This is a genomic window from Sphingomonas sp. S2M10 (genome assembly GCF_012650175.1).
Taxonomy (GTDB): Bacteria; Pseudomonadota; Alphaproteobacteria; order Sphingomonadales; family Sphingomonadaceae; genus Sphingomonas.
Map to the genome: position 1 here is coordinate 45,821 of NZ_JAAILI010000043.1, position 15,016 is coordinate 60,836.

Consider the following 15,016-nt stretch of genomic DNA (forward strand, 5'->3'; position numbering starts at 1 on the left):
CAGGCCGGCCGCGCCCCGGAATAGAGGCGGCGTGACCAGCCTGAGCCTGCTTCCCGATCCGTCCTCCCCGCTCGCGCGCGAGACCGCCGCGCAGGCCTTTGCCGACATTCTCGACGGCACCGCGCCGGAGACGGAGGTAGAGGCGTTTCTGATCGCCCTGTCCGTGCGCGGCGAGACGAGCATCGAAATCGCCGAGGCCGCTCGTGCGCTCCGCGCCCGGCTGATCCCCGTCACCGCGCCCGAGGGCGCGATAGACGTGTGCGGTACCGGCGGCGACGGGCACCATACGCTCAACGTCTCCACCGCCGTCAGCCTTGTCGTGGCAGCCGCCGGCGTGCCGGTGGCGAAGCATGGCAACCGTGCCGCCTCGTCCAAGGCCGGCGCGGCGGACACCCTGGAAGCGCTGGGACTCAACCTCGATCGCGCCGCGGCGCGCGCGGAGGAGAGCCTGCACGAGATCGGCATCGCCTTTCTCTTCGCGCAGCACCATCACCCGTCGCTCGGCCGGATCGCGCCGATCCGCCGCCGGATCGGGCGACGGACCATCTTCAACCTGATGGGGCCGCTCGCCAACCCGGCGCATGTCCGCCACCAGCTGATCGGCATCGCCCGGCCGGACTATGCGCCGGTCTATGCCGAGGCGCTGGCGCAGCTCGGCGTCGAGGCCGCCGCGATCGTCTCGGGCGAGGATGCGCTGGACGAGCTCTCGACCGAGACGGCGAGCGTCGTGGTCAATGTCGGCCATGCCAAGCTGCCGACCCGGATCACGCCGGAGGACGCGGGCCTGCCCCGCCATCCCCTTTCCGCCATTCGCGGCGGCGATCCCGCGTACAATGCCCTCGCGCTGCGCCGGCTGCTGCAGGGTGAGGAAGGCGCGTATCGCGACGCGGTGCTGCTCAACGCCGCCGCCGCGCTGATGGTCGCGGGCCGGGCCGATGATCTGCGCGAAGGCGTGGAGGAAGCCACCGAGATGCTCGACAACGGGCTTGCCAACGCGCTGCTCGACTGCTGGATCGCCTTTGCATGAGTACCATCCTCGACACCATCCTCGCCACCAAGCGCAGCGAAGTCGCCGCCCGCAAGGCGAACCCGCGCGCCTGGCCGGCACCCGGCGCGCCGCGTGGCTTCAAGGCGGCGCTCGACGCGCGTGCGGCAGCGGGCGGCTATGGGCTGATCGCCGAGATCAAGAAGGCGAGCCCGTCCAAGGGCCTGATCCGCGCCGATTTCGATCCGCCCGCCCATGCCCGCGCCTATGCGGCGGGCGGTGCCGCCTGCCTGTCGGTGCTCACCGACCACGACTATTTCCAGGGGCATGAAGACTATTTCGTCGCCGCCCGCGCCGCATGCGACCTGCCCGCGATCCGCAAGGACTTTCTGATCGACCCGTGGCAGGTCGCGGAATCGCGGGCGATGGGCGCGGACGCGATCCTGATCATCGTCTCGGCACTCGACGACGGCCAGATGGCGGAGATCGAGGCGGCCGCGATCGAGCAGGGCATGGATGCGCTGGTCGAGGTGCACGACGCCGCCGAGCTGGAGCGCGCGCTCGCGCTCAAGTCTCGGTTGATCGGCGTGAACAACCGCAATCTCAAGACCTTCGAGGTCGACGTGCAGAAGACCTACGATCTTGTGCGGCATGCGCCCAAGGATTGCACCTTCGTGGCGGAATCGGGCCTCAACACCCGCGCCGACCTAGACGCGATGGCGGCGCACGACATTCGCTGCTTTCTGATCGGCGAGTCGCTGATGCGGCAGGCCGACGTGGAAGCTGCGACGCGGGCGCTGGTCGGGTGAGCGGGCTCACCCATCTCGACGCAACGGGTGCGGCGCATATGGTCGATGTCGGCGGCAAGGCGATCACCACGCGCGAGGCGGTGGCGCGGGGCCGCATCACCATGTCGGCGGAGGCCGCAGCGGCGATCCGCGACGGCAGCGTCAAGAAGGGTGACGTACTCGCCACCGCGCGCATCGCCGGCATCATGGCGGCGAAGAAGACGTCCGAACTGATCCCGCTCTGCCATCCCCTGCCCCTTACCCGCGTCGCAATCGACCTCGAGCTGGACGAGACCGGTATCACCGCCACCGCCACTGCGGCTACCGAGGGCAAAACGGGCGTGGAAATGGAAGCACTCACCGCCGTGTCCGTCACGCTTCTCACGCTCTACGACATGGCCAAGGCGCTCGATAAGGGCATGGTGTTGAGCGACATCCGCCTGCTGGCCAAGACCGGCGGCAAGTCGGGCGATTGGCGCGCGGAAGGCTGACTCCCGGGCGGCAAAGAATCCCTTAGCCGCCCCAAACCGATCCTCCATTGCCCCGCCGCGGCCAGCGGGCCATGTGCGGCACCATGGCAACGCTTCTCGACCCCCATTCGCGCGGCCGCGTGATCCTTGTCGGTGCCGGGCCCGGCGACCCCGGCCTGTTGACCGTTCGTGCCGTGGAAGCACTGAAGGCGTGCGACGTGCTGGTCCATGACGGGCTGGTCGACGATCGTGTGCTCGATCTCGCGCCACAGGCGCACCGCATCTCGGTCGCCAAGCGCCGCTCCAAGCACACGTTGCCGCAGGAATCGATCAACGCGCTGATCGTCGCGCACGTGAAGACGGGCGCGGTGGTGGTACGGCTGAAGGGCGGCGATCCGTTCATCTTCGGCCGCGGCGGCGAGGAAGTGGAGGCAGTGCGCGAAGCCGGGCTGCGCGTGGAAGTGATTCCCGGCGTTTCCGCGGCGCTCGGTGCCGCCGCCGAGGCGATGCTGCCACTCACCCATCGCGACTGGTCGAGCGCGGTCAGCTTCGTCGCCGGCCAATGCAAGGGGCTGACCGACCAGGACTGGTCGGGTCTCGCCGGCAAGGGCCGCACGCTGGTGATCTACATGGGCGTCGCCACCGCCTCGGCGATCGCCGACAAGCTGATGGCAGACGGCGTCGCACCGGACATGCCGGTCGCGGTACTGGAACGCGCGACGCTGGAAGGCCACCGCGCCATCCGCACGCTGCTCGCCGATCTCGGCCCGATGGTCGAGCGCGAGGCGGTCCAGAGCCCGGCGATCATCGTCGTGGGTGAGGTGACGATGCTGGCGGATGCCGAGGACAAGCTCGCCCGCTGGGCGCGCACCGCCGAGACTCTGGGGGAAGAACAGGCATGAAGCTTTTGACGGGTAACGATCTTCCCACCGGCGACGTGGTGTGGTGGACGGGCGATAGCTGGTCGCGCCACCTCGCCGACGCGGTCGACGTGGGCGACAAGGGTGATGTGCTCGCCGCGACCGAGGAAGCCGCGCGTCGGGTCAATGTGCCCTATGTCATCGATGCCGTGGCGACACCGGAAGGCCCGCGGCCCGCGCATATCAAGGACCGCATCCGCGCGCTCGGGCCCACCGTGCGCCCGGACCTGACCCTCAAGCCCGTCGACCCGCAGGCCGGAAGCTGGGTGATCTGAACCATGTACAAGTATGACGAATATGACGCCTCGATCGTCGCCGCGCGCGTCGAGGAATTCCGCGACCAGGTGCAGCGCCGCCTCGCCGGCCACATGACCGAGGACCAGTTCAAGCCGCTCCGGCTGATGAACGGGCTCTACCTGCAGCTCCACGCATACATGCTGCGCGTGGCGGTGCCCTATGGCACGCTGAACAGCCGCCAGATGCACCTGCTCGCGCACATCGCCCGCAAGTATGATCGCGGCTATGGCCATTTCACCACGCGCCAGAATCTCCAGTACAACTGGATCAAGCTGGAGGACGCACCCGACATTCTCGCCGAGCTGGCGACGGTGGAGATGCACGCCATCCAGACCAGCGGCAACTGCATCCGCAACATCAGTTCGGACCAGTTCGCCGGCGCTGCGGCCGACGAGATTACCGATCCGCGTCCCTGGGCCGAGCTGCTCCGCCAGTGGAGCACCTTCCACCCCGAGTTCAGCTATCTGCCGCGCAAGTTCAAGATCGCGGTGATCGCCAGCGACACCGATCGCGCGGCGATGCGGCTGCACGATATCGGCATCCAGATCGTGCGGAACGACGCGGGCGAACTCGGCGCGCGCATCTATGCCGGCGGCGGCATGGGCCGCACCCCGATGATCGCGTCGCTGATCAAGGAGTTCGTGCCCTTCGCTGACTTCGTCAGCTATCTCGAGGCATGCCTGCGCGTCTATAATCGCCACGGCCGCCGCGACAATATCTACAAGGCGCGGATCAAGATCCTGATCCATGCCCTCGGCGCGGAAGAATATGCGCGCCAGGTCGAGGAAGAGTTCCAGGCCGTAAAGGCGCTGGGCATCGACCCGCCCCAGGCTGAGTTCGATCGTATCGCCGCGCACTTCGCGCCGCCCGCGTTCGAGGCCGATGCGCCCGACACCGTGGACCGCCGCGATCCCGATTTCGCCGTCTGGCTCGATCAGAATGTCCACGCCCACCAAGCGCGGGGCTATGCCGTGGTCACGATCAGCCTCAAGCCGATCGGCGGCATCCCGGGTGACGCCTCGGCCGACCAGATTGACGTGATGGCCGGTCTCGCCGAGCGCTACAGCTTCGACGAGCTGCGGGTGACCCACGCCCAGAACATCGTGCTGCCGCACGTCCGCAAGGCCGATCTGTACGTGGTCTGGACGGCGCTGCGCGAGGCGGGACTGGCCGAGGCCAATCTCGACCTGATCGGCGATATCATCGCCTGTCCGGGCCTCGATTATTGCAGCCTCGCCAATGCCCGTTCGATCCCGCTCGCGCAGAAGATCAGCGAACGCTTCGCCGATCCCGCGCGCCAGCGCGACCTGGGCGAGCTCAAGCTCAAGATCTCGGGCTGCATCAACGCCTGCGGCCACCATCATGCCGGCCATATCGGCATCCTCGGCGTCGACCGGAAAGGCACCGAGAACTACCAGCTGCTGCTCGGCGGCTCGGGTGCGGAGGATGTCAGCCTGGCCGACATTACCGGCCCAGGCTTCAGCGAGGACGGCGTGGTCGACGCGATCGAGCGCGCGACGGATGTCTATGTCCGCGAGCGCACCCCCGGCGAGCGTTTCGTCGACACCTATCGCCGCATCGGCATGGCACCGTTCAAGGAGGCCATTTATGGTTGAGTTCCTGCGCTACCGCGACGACGAGGCGCATGACGAGCCCGCCGTCACGCTCGACAGCTTCTTCGGCCAGTCCAATGCCACCGCGGTGCGGATCGAGTCGGGCGAAGACGCCCGCGCGCTCCTCCCGCATCTGGGCCGTATCGCGCTGGTCGAAGTGAGCTTCCCCAGCTTCCGCGACGGCCGCGGCTATTCCTCGGCCCGCATCCTCCGCGAGGCCGGATACAGGGGCGAACTGCGTGCCCAGGGCGACGTGCTGGTCGACCAGATCCCGCTGATGCGCCGCTGCGGTTTCGACAGCTTCGCCCCTGATGCGCCGATCGATCCGGAGACGCTGGCTGCCGCGCTGGATCGCTACGATTTCCGCTACCAGGCGGCAGCGGATCCGGTGGTGCCGGTGTGGAAGCTGCGGCATGGCTGATGCGGCGCGCCCCATCGATCGGATCGACGTTTCGCCCCGCTTCACGGAGGCGGACGCGATACGGCTCAACACCCGGTTCCTGGGCGTTCCCACGCTGGAGATGCTCCGCGCCGTGCTGGCTGAACGGCTCACCGGCGAGACGGCGATCGTGTCCTCGTTCGGCGCCGAATCGGCGGCATTGCTGCACCTCGTCGCCAGCGTCGATCCGTCGGTGCCGGTGCTGTTCCTTGATACCGGCAAGCATTTCCCGGAGACGCTGGCCTATCGCGACCTGCTCGTCGGAAAGCTAGGCCTGACCGACTTTCGCAACCTCCAGCCCGATCCCGCCCTGCTGGCCAAGCGAGATGCCACGGAACTCCGCTGGTCCTACGACCCCGATGGCTGCTGCGACATTCGCAAGGTGCAGCCGCTGGAAGCAGGCCTTGTCGGCATCGACGCCACGATCACCGGCCGCAAGGCGTTTCAGGCGATCACCCGCGCCGCCCTGCCTCGCTTCGAGCTGGACGGCGATCGGCTGAAGATCAATCCGCTGGCCGACTGGACCAAGGCCGATCTCGACACCTATTTCGTTGCGCACGACCTGCCCGTGCATCCGCTGGTCGCGCAAGGCTATCTCTCGATCGGATGCGCGCCTTGCACCAGCGTGGTCAAGCCGGGTGAGGATCCCCGCGCCGGGCGCTGGCGCGGCTGGGACAAGACGGAGTGCGGCATCCACACACCCACCGGAGACGACGACGCCAACCAGCCGGTGTTCTGATCCGGCCTGCGCGGATGCGGCAATGCCGGCCCTGTTTGACGCGCGCACGTCCGAACCCGAACTGCAGGAACGCGTGCCGATCTGTCGGCTCCGGCCGCTCCTCGTCCACCTGAAGCCGTTCGGCAGCGGCGATGCCGCCGCGGGTGGCGCAGGTCAGCCGAACAGCCGGGCGAGGCTCCGCTCCAGCATCACCAGCTGCCATAGAGTGCGGCCATGCTCGGCGCGGCCGGCGCGGTGATCCTCGGCGAGGCGGGCGATGGTCCGCGGCTCGAACCAGCCGCTCTGCAGGAGCAGTGGCGAGCGGGCGAGCGCCGCCGCCTCCTCCGCCAGCGCGTGGCGGAACCAGGCGCTGATCGGGGTCACGAACCCCATCTTGGGCCGATACAGGATCTCGCGCGGCAACCAGGGCTCAAGCGCCTTCTTCATCAGCCACTTGCCCTGCCCGCGGCGAATGCGCAGCGCAGGCGGCAACGACGCCTCGAACTCCACCAGCCGGTGATCGAGCAGCGGCTCGCGCGCCTCCAGCCCCACCGCCATGCTGGTACGATCCACCTTTGTCAGGATATCGCCCGGCAGCCAGTGGCGGATATCGGCATATTGCGCGCGGTCGATCGCGTCGCGTGCTGGCGCGGCCCGCATCGTCGCCACGTAGCGCGCCTCCGCCCGATAGCCGTCCAGCGCGGCCCGCGCCGTGTCGCTGTAAAGCAGGTCCCGCAGCGCCGGTGCGGTAACGCCGACCGCCTTGGCATAGCCCGCAGCGCCGTCCTCGGCGAGCGCGAGCAGCGTGGTCTTGGCGCGGAACGGACGCGGTGCCCAATCCGCCTTGGGGTACAGCGCACCCAGTTGCCCGAACACCCGCGCGCGAAGATCGAGCGACAGCAGGCCACGCACCCGCTCCTCGGCGGCGAAAAATCGATGCCGGCGATAGCCCGCCATCGCTTCGTCGGCGCCGTCGCCGGACAGGGCTACGGTCACGCTCTCGCGGGCGAGCTGGCAGACGCGATAAGTCGGCAGGGCCGAGGCATCGGCGAAAGGCTCGTCGAACGCGGCGACCAGCGCGTCGATCAGGCCGTAATCCTCTGCTCCCACCCGGCGTGTGCGGTGGCTGGTGGCAAAGCGCTCGGCGACCTTGGCGGCGTGCGCAGTCTCGTCCAGCCCGGCCTCGTCGAAGCCGATCGTGCAGGTCTTCACCGCCGCCTTGCTGCCCTCCGCCATCAGCGCGACCACGGCCGAACTGTCGACCCCGCCGGAGAGGAATGCGCCCAGCGGCACGTCCGCGATCATCCGCGACCGCACGGCGACGCGCATCCGCTCGACCAGTTCGGCCTTCAGGTCTCGGGTGCTGCCGGTGACGCGGCGGGTGAAATCAATGTCCCACCAGCGCACCGGTCGCGGCACGGGGCGCCCGCGCTGGAGGAGGAGGAAATGGCCCGCGGGCAGCTTCTGTACCCCGGCGACGATGCAGGTGTCGTCGGGCACATAGCCGAGCGCCATATAATCCTCGACCGCGTGGAAATCGGCGGCGCGCCGAAGCAGCGGATGGGCGAGCAGCCCCTTCAGCTCGGAGGCGAAGGCGACCGCGCCATCGGCCAGTTCGGCATAGTGGAGCGGCTTCACCCCGAAGCGGTCGCGCGCGAGAAACAGGCTGTGGCTCGTCGCATCGTACAGCGCGAAGGCGAACATCCCGTTCAGCCGGGCGAGCATGTCCGGCCCCCAGGCTCGCCAGCCGTGCAGCAGCACTTCGGTATCGCTGTCGGAAACGAAACGCGCCCCCAGCGCCTCGAGTTCGGCACGAACTTCCCGGAAATTGTAGATCTCGCCGTTGAAGGTCACCGCGAGGTTCTGGTCGGGCAGCGCCATCGGCTGCACGCCGCCCTGGAGGTCGATGATCGCCAACCGCCGGTGCCCGAGCCCCACCCCCGCGACGCACCAAACGCCCGAGCCGTCGGGCCCCCTATGGGCCTGGGCGTCGCACATCGCGACGATCCGTGCGGGATCAACCGGCTTGGCGAGCGCGGGATGGAACAGGCCGGCGATGCCGCACATCAGCGCACGCCCTCTCGCTCGCCCATTTCCGTCCTATCTTCGCCGTTCATGATCCGCATCGTAGCGGCCCGGTACCAAGCGATCGCCACGCGCGCCACCCCGCCGCAACCGCGGCGCCACGGGGGCGTCCAGCAGTGCGTCCAGCGGTGCCAGCCGAGCCTCCCAGCTATAGCGGGCGATCACTCGGGCCCGCGCGGCAAGCCCCAGGGCGGCGGCGATCTCCGGTTCGGCGAGCAGGCTCAGTACCGCGTCCCCGAATGCGTCTGGGCTATCGGCGACGCGAAGCGTGCCGGCATGGTCGATGCCTTCGGCGGCGGCAGGCGAGGCGACCACGGCGCGCGCCATCGCCATTCCCTCCAGTACCTTGTTCTGGATCCCCCGGGCCAGTTGCAGCGGCGCCACCACCAGCGCGGCGGCGGCCAGCCAGTCGCGGACATCGGGAACCGCGCCGGTGACGATCACGCCCGGTCGATCCGCAAGCGCCCGCACGGCTGCCGTCGGTGCGCGGCCGACGATCGCGAATCGCGCGTCTGGGTACGACTGGCGGACGCGCGGGAAGACCCGCTCGGCAAACCAGGTCACCGCGTCGATATTGGGCCGATAGTCCATCTGCCCCGTGAAGACGAGCAGCGGACCCGCACCGGGCACCGGCTCGAACCGCTGGTCGGGATCGTAGAACACCGTGTCGATTCCGTTCTCGATCGCGTGGACACGCGGTGCCGCCGTGCGAGCCCGGAACAGCGCCGCCTCCGCCTCGCTGACGAACAGGCTGGCGTCCGCGCCGCAGGCGACGCGCTGCTCGTGGCGGAGCAGCAAGGCGGCCTCCCGCCGATGCACCCAGCCCATCGGGCCGTGCGCGCCCTCGGCATAGGCGGCGAACTTGGCCGAATCCATGTCGACAAAGTCCATGATCACCCGCTGCTCCGGTTGCGGCGGCAGATACTGCGCCATCTGGCTCGAATAGAGGAAGATCGTGTCGATGGGATGGGTCGACAGCAGCCGATCCACCGTCCGGCGGACCGCGGGATCGGCGAAGGCGACCAGCGACACCGCGCGGCGCTGCAGCACCGCGCGCAGCCCCGTCCACGCGGAGGGAGGCTCCCGCCAGACGATCTCCCGCGTCACCGCATAGGGCGCAAGGCCCCCTTTGCGCTGCAGATCCTCGGGATCGTCGGCGAAGGCGACAAGGTGAACCCGGTGGTTCTTGGAGAGATGGCGGAGCAGGTGATAGGCGCGGATCTTGTCGCCGCGATCCGGCGGATAGGGGATGCGGTGCGCCAGAAACAGGATGTCGCCCATCAGCCGAGCCCCCGCGAAATCCACGGGCCGAGCCGGTTCGCCGCCCAAAGCGGCAGCCGCTTCCACGCCGCGATCTGCAGCCGGTATTTGGGATCCATTGGGTTGATGCTGCGCGGTTCAGCCCCCGCCGCATGGCGGGAGAAATAGACCAACGGCTCGGGCGTGAAGCCCCAGTTCTTCTTGAACGCCGCCGGCCCGGTGCCGGCCTTGGATCGACCGAAATCGAACCGGGCGCAGCCGCGGGCTCGGGCATGCGCCATCAGGGCGAAATACATCCGGTCGTTGGCACGCAAGCTCCGCGCCGCTGCAGCGCCCCCGCCCCAATAAGGATAGACGGTCCCACGCCAGTAGAGACTGAGCACGCTCGCGATCGGTCGCCCCTGGAAACGAACGGTGAGGATGTCCGCCTCCGCCCCGAAGGCATCAAGCACCGCGCCGAAAAGCGACGCCGGAAAAACCGGCGTACCGAGGTTCCTAACGCTTTCCGCATAAACCGCGTAATGCGCCCGCCGCGCCGGACGGTCGGCACCCACTTCCACCGACAGATCCGCAGCAAGCGCCTTACGCACCTCGGCGCGCTGCTTGCGGGGAATGGCGAGCAGCTCGGTCTCGTCATCCGCCGCGAGCCGACGAACAAAGCCCAGATAGGTGGCATAGTCGCGGTGCCAGTCCTCGCCCGGGCAGGGGCCGCCACGCAAGTCGATGCTTGGGCATCGCAGCTCGGTCGCGCGCCGCCAGCCAGCCTGTGCGAGCGCGGCGACCGCCAGCGGCTGCTCGGCGAGTATGCCGCCGCCGACGCCGAAGCCTGTCGAGACCAGCGCCCGCCCGAACAGCGGTGACGCGATTTCGGTGAGCGGCAGCACGCCCGCGATGTCGCCGCCTCGCCGCTCTGCCACCAGATAGTGACTTTTCTGCCGGCAGCCCGTCGCAACCGCGATGCTCCACTCCGGAAGGTGGAACGGCGTGCCGCCGGGATGCCCGTCGATCCATGCCGCCAGCCGCCCGCGCTCGGCCTTGTCCCGCAGATCCGCGTGCCGGACGGAGATCGTCACGCGAACCGCTCCGCCGCGCGTTCCGCCACCTTGTCCACCCGACCCCATTCGTGCGCGGCGAGCAGCGTCCGCAGCTTGCCCGCCATCGCTCCCAATCGCGCATAGTGCCGCAGGCGCGACTTGAGCGGTGCGGCATGAACGCGCGGCTGGCCGGGATCGATCTCCCAGGGGTGGAAATAGAACATGGCCGCCTTGCCTTCCGCGTTGGCGGTGCGGATCGCCCGATCGGTCACGCCCTGCGGCAGCAGTCGGAAGAAGCCGCCGCCTGCGGTCACCTCGCGGCCGAGCACGCGGGCGATGGTGATCGGCAGCTCGATCAGTCCTGCATCGGGCAACGGCCGGAACGGCGCACGGGGCGCATCGGGCCAGCCATAATGGTCATGCGCGATCGGGGCGATGCTGGAGGAATAGCGATAGCCCGCCTCCGCCAGCTCCGCATGGGCCCAGGGCGTACGCCGATCGATCGAGAAGCTCGGCGCGCGATAGCCGGTCACCGCGACGCCGCCGGCATCCTCCAGCACGGTGCGGGCACGGGCAAGGTCGGTGCGAAACTGCTCCGGCGTCATCGTGAAGACACGGGCATGGTCCCAGCCGTGGCTGGCGACTTCGTGCCCGGCCTCGGCGATGCGGCGGATCAGCCTCGGATGCCGCTCGGCCACCCAGCCAAGCGTGAAGAAGGTGCCCTTGGCTCCCGCTTCCTCGAACAGCGCCAGCACGCGATCGGTGTTCGCCTCGACGCGCCGTTCCAGCCCGTCCCAGTCGCTCCGCGCGATCGTCGTCTCGAACGCGCCGACCTGGAACCAGTCCTCGACGTCGACCGACAGGCCGTTGCGCACGCCCATCGCTCAGGCCGCGCTGCCGCGAAGGGCGTCGAGGTCGATGCCGCTGCGGCCATCGTCCTTCTCCACCCAGTCGACCAGCAGCGACAGCACGCGACGCAGCGCGTCGGACTGCGAGGCAACCTGCGCCTCCAGCTCGGCGACCCGCCGTTCCAGCGCGCGCGCCTCGGCCGAGCCTTGCGGAACCGCGCGCAGCTCGGCGACGCGACCGGGGCGCGCCGCCACGGCTTCGGGCGCGGGGTCTGGCGCCGCTTCGATCACGTCTTCCTGCTCGATGTCCTCGATCACTGCGGCGACGTCCGGCGCGCCGAAATTCTCGATCTGCTCGACCGCCCCGTAGAGCAGCACCCGGCTCGCCAACTGGTTGAGGCGGCGGGGAATGCCCCCCGACCAGCGGTGCATCGCCGCCATCGCGTCGGCGGTGAAGCGCGGCCGCCCGTTCCAGCCAACCAGCGTGAGCCGATGCATCAGATAGGATTCGACTTCCTCCACCTCCATCGGCGCGAGGTGATGCATCGCGATTACTCGCTGGCGCAACTGCTCGAAGGCGGGCTGCTGCAGTACCAGCCGGAACTCGGGCTGGCCGAGCAGGAAGATCTGAAGGAGCGGATAGCCGCCGGCCTGAAAGTTGGAGAGCATGCGCAGCTCGTCAAGGCTCTCGCCCGGCAGCGCCTGTGCCTCGTCCACCACCAGCAGCGTGCGTCGGCCGGCACGCGCGATGTCGTTCAGGCCGCGCTCGATGGCGAGCAGCAGCGACGCCTTGGAGACGTCATCCCCCGGCAGGCCCAGCCCCTGCGCCACCAGCCGCAACAGGTCGTCGGCGCGTAGGTGGGTGGAAACGATCTTGATCACGTTCAGCCGTTCGCCGTCCAGCTCCGCGAGAAGATGGCCGAGCAGCGTGGTTTTGCCCGCCCCCGGATCGCCGGTGATGACGACGAAGCCCTCGCCCTGGCTGAGACCATAGCCGAGATAGGCCATCGCCTTGCCGTGCGTGGCGGTATCGAACCAGAAGCGCGGATCGGGGGTCAGCTGAAACGGCCGGCCGCGCAGCCCGTAATGATCTTCCATCATGCGTGCAGTCTCTCAAAAGCCATAACGCGCGCCGATCAGCGCCTGTGCCGATACTTGGTCCGGGCCGTCGCGGGTTGAGCCGTACAGTCCCGCTGCGGCGGTGAGGTTCAGCTGCCCCAGGCGGCGGGTGTAAGCCGCATTTGCGCCCCAGCCGAGCACGGCGGTGCTGCCGGGAATGTCGCCGTCATAATAGCTGGCCAGCAGGTTGAGCCCGATCGTCCCCTTTGGACCGGCGGCGAGCGCGGCAAAGGCTTGGGCGTAGAAGCTTTCGTCCCAGCTGCCGCTGTCGGCGCCAGCGCCGGCGGGCGTGAGGAAATCGCGGCGGGCGAAGCCGCCGCCCAGCCCCAGCCGGGTCGTGCCGCGGCTCCACACCGCGTTGGTCGTCAGGCCGCGCCCGCGATAGGCCGCCGTCGCGGACGAGGAAAAGGTACTGGCGATGCACCCGCCCGCCGCCGCGCCGCTGCTGCCGTAGATGCACCCGCCCGCCTGCGCGCCGAACGGATCGGCGGTGGTGACGAAGCCCACGGGCAGCGCCGCGAGACTGCCGCCGACTTGCTGGCCAAAAGTCTCGACCGTATCGTACACCGCCACCTGGATGCCGCTGCCGCCGTTACGCTGGAAGGTAAAGCTGCCGGTATAGCGCATCGCCCCGTATCGGCGGCCGATCCGCAGCTCCAGCATGGTCCGCCGGCTGGGCCGCCAGAGGACGCCGCCGTCCCAGAACAGCCCGTCGAAATCATAGGCGAGCCGCGCGGGGGACGCAGGATCGGTGACATAGCGCCCTGCCCCGTCGATCACCGGCACGCCGTTCGCGCCGATCAACGGGTCGCGCTGGCGCACCGTAATCTTCTCGTACCCAACGCCGCCGACCGCCGCGACCGTGCGGCTGACCGGCGCGATCGCATCGCCGCGCCCGGAGCTGCTGGCGAAGCGCTGGTCAAGCTGGCTGGCGTTCTCGCGCACGAGGCCGCCGGTGAGGCTCAGCCCGATCGGCAGCACCACGCCCGGCTTGGCACCGATGCTGGCGTTCACCGCATGCGAGGTCGACCGGTCAAACCGGTCGACACGCGGGAGCATGGGCGACACGCCCGTCGCCGCGCCGTCGTCGACCTTGCTGAACCCGAAGCGATAGGCACCCTGCACGAACAGCGGCCCGGCATGCGTGTCGAGCTTGGGGCCGATATAGCCGGAATAGAGCTGGCTGAGATTGCGGGCATTGGCCACATTGGTGGTCAGCGCCTCACCGCGCGCATCGGTGCGGGTTCGTGTCGCCACGCCACCGGCCTCCAAGGTCAATCCTCGCGCTGCCGTGATGCGCGCCTGGGCGAGGCCGTTGTGGCTGTCTCCGGATTGCAAGCTACCTTTCTCGGCGAAGCGATGCTGGTACTGATAGCTTACCTGCACCTGCATCCGGCGGGTGCGCATGCTGCCGTCGATACCGGCGCCGAGCTGCGAATAGGTCAGCGTCTCCCCGCCGTTGAGCTCGGCGGTCGCGACCTGGCTCACCTCGATATAGGGCGTGATGGTCGCGCGGCGCTGTGCAGCCGCGGGCACGATCGCGGCCGCGCAGACGGCCAGTACGACCGTGCCGCGAATCACCGGCCGGCCTGCGCGTAGTAGCTGCCGAAGCGCCGGCCCTGCGGCTGGAACGACACCGCGTTGAGGACGAGCTGGATATGCTCGCACCCGTCCAGGGCGGCGACGGCGGCCCGCAGGTCCTCTTCACTGGTTCGGTCGGCGCGCACCACCATCATCGTCTGGCCGACATGCAGCGCGAGCACCGAGGCGGGAGAGGCCGCGAGCGCCGGGGGCGAATCGAAGATGACGATACGGCGCGGATTGGCGGCGGCGAGGCGGTCGAGCATGGCTCGCGCCCCGTCGCTCGCCAGCATTTCGGTATCGCTCACGCTGCGCGTGCCGGCAGGCAAGATCGCGAGCTGCGGCACATCGGTATCAACGATGCACGCCTCGACATCGATCTGCCCGGCCAGCGCATCGAGCAGCCCCGGCCCCTCCCCCATGCCCAGCCGCTTGGAGACGTCTGGCTTGGCGAAATCGGCATCGACCAGCAGGATCTCGACGTCCTTCTCGGCCGCCATCGAAAGCGCCAGGTTGATCGCGCAGAAGGTCTTGCCTTCGTCTGGCTGCGCCGAACAGACCAGGATCATCCGGGCCCGATCGGCATCGACCCCGGCGACGCCTCGCGCGGTAAGCAGCAGCTGCCGCTTCACCATGCGGAACTCCTCGGCGAGCGGCGTTATCGGCCCGCCGGGCACCAGCATGCCGGCGGCGGCCAGTCGATTACGATCGATCGGCGCCAGACGACGCTCCGGGGCAGGCATCGCCGCCTGTACGGCGCAGTGCGATGGCGTTTCTTCCGCGGGAAGGCCGGGCATCATCGCCAGCGCACGCTGGATCAGCGAGCCTTGGAAGCGCTTGGGGGAATGGTCGTTCATCG

General features: G+C 69.0%; 15 protein-coding genes. 8 read left to right on the top strand and 7 right to left on the bottom strand.

What is annotated here, in order from left to right; translation table 11 throughout:
* The first annotated feature begins 31 nt into the window (after positions 1-31).
* The 8 genes from trpD to S2M10_RS10095 all read left to right on the top strand — a co-directional run bounded on the left by trpD (position 32) and on the right by S2M10_RS10095 (position 6,251).
* A complete protein-coding gene (gene trpD / locus S2M10_RS10060; RefSeq protein WP_168845931.1) occupies positions 32-1,027 on the top strand; it encodes an anthranilate phosphoribosyltransferase in 996 nt (331 codons plus the stop codon).
* The gene (trpC, locus tag S2M10_RS10065) at positions 1,024-1,794 is read left to right on the top strand and encodes an indole-3-glycerol phosphate synthase TrpC (RefSeq protein ID WP_168845932.1); all 771 of its coding nucleotides are present in this window, start codon (positions 1,024-1,026) and stop codon (positions 1,792-1,794) included. The genes trpD and trpC overlap by 4 nt, the downstream gene beginning before the upstream one ends.
* Positions 1,791-2,264 (top strand): cyclic pyranopterin monophosphate synthase MoaC, encoded by a 474-nt coding sequence (gene moaC / locus S2M10_RS10070; protein ID WP_168845933.1) that lies wholly within the window; start codon positions 1,791-1,793, stop codon positions 2,262-2,264. The genes trpC and moaC overlap by 4 nt, the downstream gene beginning before the upstream one ends.
* An 83-nt stretch (positions 2,265-2,347) precedes the next feature.
* Positions 2,348-3,145 carry a uroporphyrinogen-III C-methyltransferase gene (cobA, locus tag S2M10_RS10075; protein ID WP_168845934.1) on the top strand — a complete coding sequence of 266 codons (798 nt, stop codon included), beginning with the start codon at positions 2,348-2,350 and terminating at the stop codon, positions 3,143-3,145.
* A complete protein-coding gene (locus S2M10_RS10080) occupies positions 3,142-3,438 on the top strand; it encodes a DUF2849 domain-containing protein (RefSeq protein ID WP_168845935.1) in 297 nt (98 codons plus the stop codon). Before cobA ends, S2M10_RS10080 begins: the two co-directional genes overlap by 4 nt.
* Positions 3,439-3,441: 3 nt before the next feature.
* A complete protein-coding gene (locus S2M10_RS10085) occupies positions 3,442-5,076 on the top strand; it encodes a nitrite/sulfite reductase (RefSeq protein ID WP_168845936.1) in 1,635 nt (544 codons plus the stop codon).
* Complete coding sequence (locus S2M10_RS10090; RefSeq protein WP_168845937.1) at positions 5,069-5,494, top strand: DUF934 domain-containing protein; 426 nt, start codon at positions 5,069-5,071, stop codon at positions 5,492-5,494. Before S2M10_RS10085 ends, S2M10_RS10090 begins: the two co-directional genes overlap by 8 nt.
* A complete protein-coding gene (locus S2M10_RS10095; RefSeq protein ID WP_168845938.1) occupies positions 5,487-6,251 on the top strand; it encodes a phosphoadenylyl-sulfate reductase in 765 nt (254 codons plus the stop codon). The genes S2M10_RS10090 and S2M10_RS10095 overlap by 8 nt, the downstream gene beginning before the upstream one ends.
* Positions 6,252-6,404: 153 nt before the next feature.
* Here the strand turns inward: S2M10_RS10095 and S2M10_RS10100 are convergent, their stop codons facing one another.
* From S2M10_RS10100 to S2M10_RS10130, 7 genes are read right to left on the bottom strand one after another with little or no spacing between them, the layout of a single operon-like run.
* Positions 6,405-8,297 (bottom strand): XrtA/PEP-CTERM system amidotransferase, encoded by a 1,893-nt coding sequence (locus S2M10_RS10100; RefSeq protein ID WP_168845939.1) that lies wholly within the window; start codon positions 8,295-8,297, stop codon positions 6,405-6,407.
* A gap of 33 nt (positions 8,298-8,330) precedes the next feature.
* Complete coding sequence (locus S2M10_RS10105) at positions 8,331-9,596, bottom strand: TIGR03087 family PEP-CTERM/XrtA system glycosyltransferase (RefSeq protein ID WP_168845940.1); 1,266 nt, start codon at positions 9,594-9,596, stop codon at positions 8,331-8,333.
* Positions 9,596-10,648: a FemAB family XrtA/PEP-CTERM system-associated protein gene (locus S2M10_RS10110; protein ID WP_348770570.1), complete on the bottom strand. Its 1,053-nt coding sequence runs from the start codon at positions 10,646-10,648 to the stop codon at positions 9,596-9,598. Before S2M10_RS10110 ends, S2M10_RS10105 begins: the two co-directional genes overlap by 1 nt.
* Complete coding sequence (locus S2M10_RS10115) at positions 10,645-11,490, bottom strand: XrtA system polysaccharide deacetylase (protein ID WP_168845942.1); 846 nt, start codon at positions 11,488-11,490, stop codon at positions 10,645-10,647. The genes S2M10_RS10110 and S2M10_RS10115 overlap by 4 nt, the downstream gene beginning before the upstream one ends.
* Before the next feature lie 3 nt (positions 11,491-11,493).
* The gene (locus tag S2M10_RS10120) at positions 11,494-12,558 is read right to left on the bottom strand and encodes an AAA family ATPase (protein ID WP_168845943.1); all 1,065 of its coding nucleotides are present in this window, start codon (positions 12,556-12,558) and stop codon (positions 11,494-11,496) included.
* A 12-nt stretch (positions 12,559-12,570) separates the two neighbouring features.
* On the bottom strand, positions 12,571-14,157 hold the full coding sequence (locus tag S2M10_RS10125) for a hypothetical protein (protein WP_168845944.1): 1,587 nt from the start codon (positions 14,155-14,157) through the stop codon (positions 12,571-12,573).
* Positions 14,154-15,014: an AAA family ATPase gene (locus tag S2M10_RS10130; RefSeq protein WP_168845945.1), complete on the bottom strand. Its 861-nt coding sequence runs from the start codon at positions 15,012-15,014 to the stop codon at positions 14,154-14,156. Before S2M10_RS10130 ends, S2M10_RS10125 begins: the two co-directional genes overlap by 4 nt.
* Between the last annotated feature and the right edge of the window lie 2 nt (positions 15,015-15,016).

Bases quoted from the DNA above. Each gene is read 5' to 3' on its own strand.
- S2M10_RS10095 (WP_168845938.1), top strand. From the start codon at position 5,487: ATGGCTGATGCGGCGCGCCCCATCGATCGGATCGACGTTTCGCCCCGC.
- S2M10_RS10130 (WP_168845945.1), bottom strand. From the start codon at position 15,014: ATGAACGACCATTCCCCCAAGCGCTTCCAAGGCTCGCTGATCCAGCGT.
- S2M10_RS10105 (WP_168845940.1), bottom strand. From the start codon at position 9,596: ATGGGCGACATCCTGTTTCTGGCGCACCGCATCCCCTATCCGCCGGAT.
- S2M10_RS10120 (WP_168845943.1), bottom strand. From the start codon at position 12,558: ATGATGGAAGATCATTACGGGCTGCGCGGCCGGCCGTTTCAGCTGACC.
- S2M10_RS10090 (WP_168845937.1), top strand. From the start codon at position 5,069: ATGGTTGAGTTCCTGCGCTACCGCGACGACGAGGCGCATGACGAGCCC.
- S2M10_RS10115 (WP_168845942.1), bottom strand. From the start codon at position 11,490: ATGGGCGTGCGCAACGGCCTGTCGGTCGACGTCGAGGACTGGTTCCAG.
- S2M10_RS10100 (WP_168845939.1), bottom strand. From the start codon at position 8,297: ATGTGCGGCATCGCCGGCCTGTTCCATCCCGCGCTCGCCAAGCCGGTT.
- S2M10_RS10085 (WP_168845936.1), top strand. From the start codon at position 3,442: ATGTACAAGTATGACGAATATGACGCCTCGATCGTCGCCGCGCGCGTC.
- cobA (WP_168845934.1), top strand. From the start codon at position 2,348: ATGGCAACGCTTCTCGACCCCCATTCGCGCGGCCGCGTGATCCTTGTC.
- trpC (WP_168845932.1), top strand. From the start codon at position 1,024: ATGAGTACCATCCTCGACACCATCCTCGCCACCAAGCGCAGCGAAGTC.
- S2M10_RS10080 (WP_168845935.1), top strand. From the start codon at position 3,142: ATGAAGCTTTTGACGGGTAACGATCTTCCCACCGGCGACGTGGTGTGG.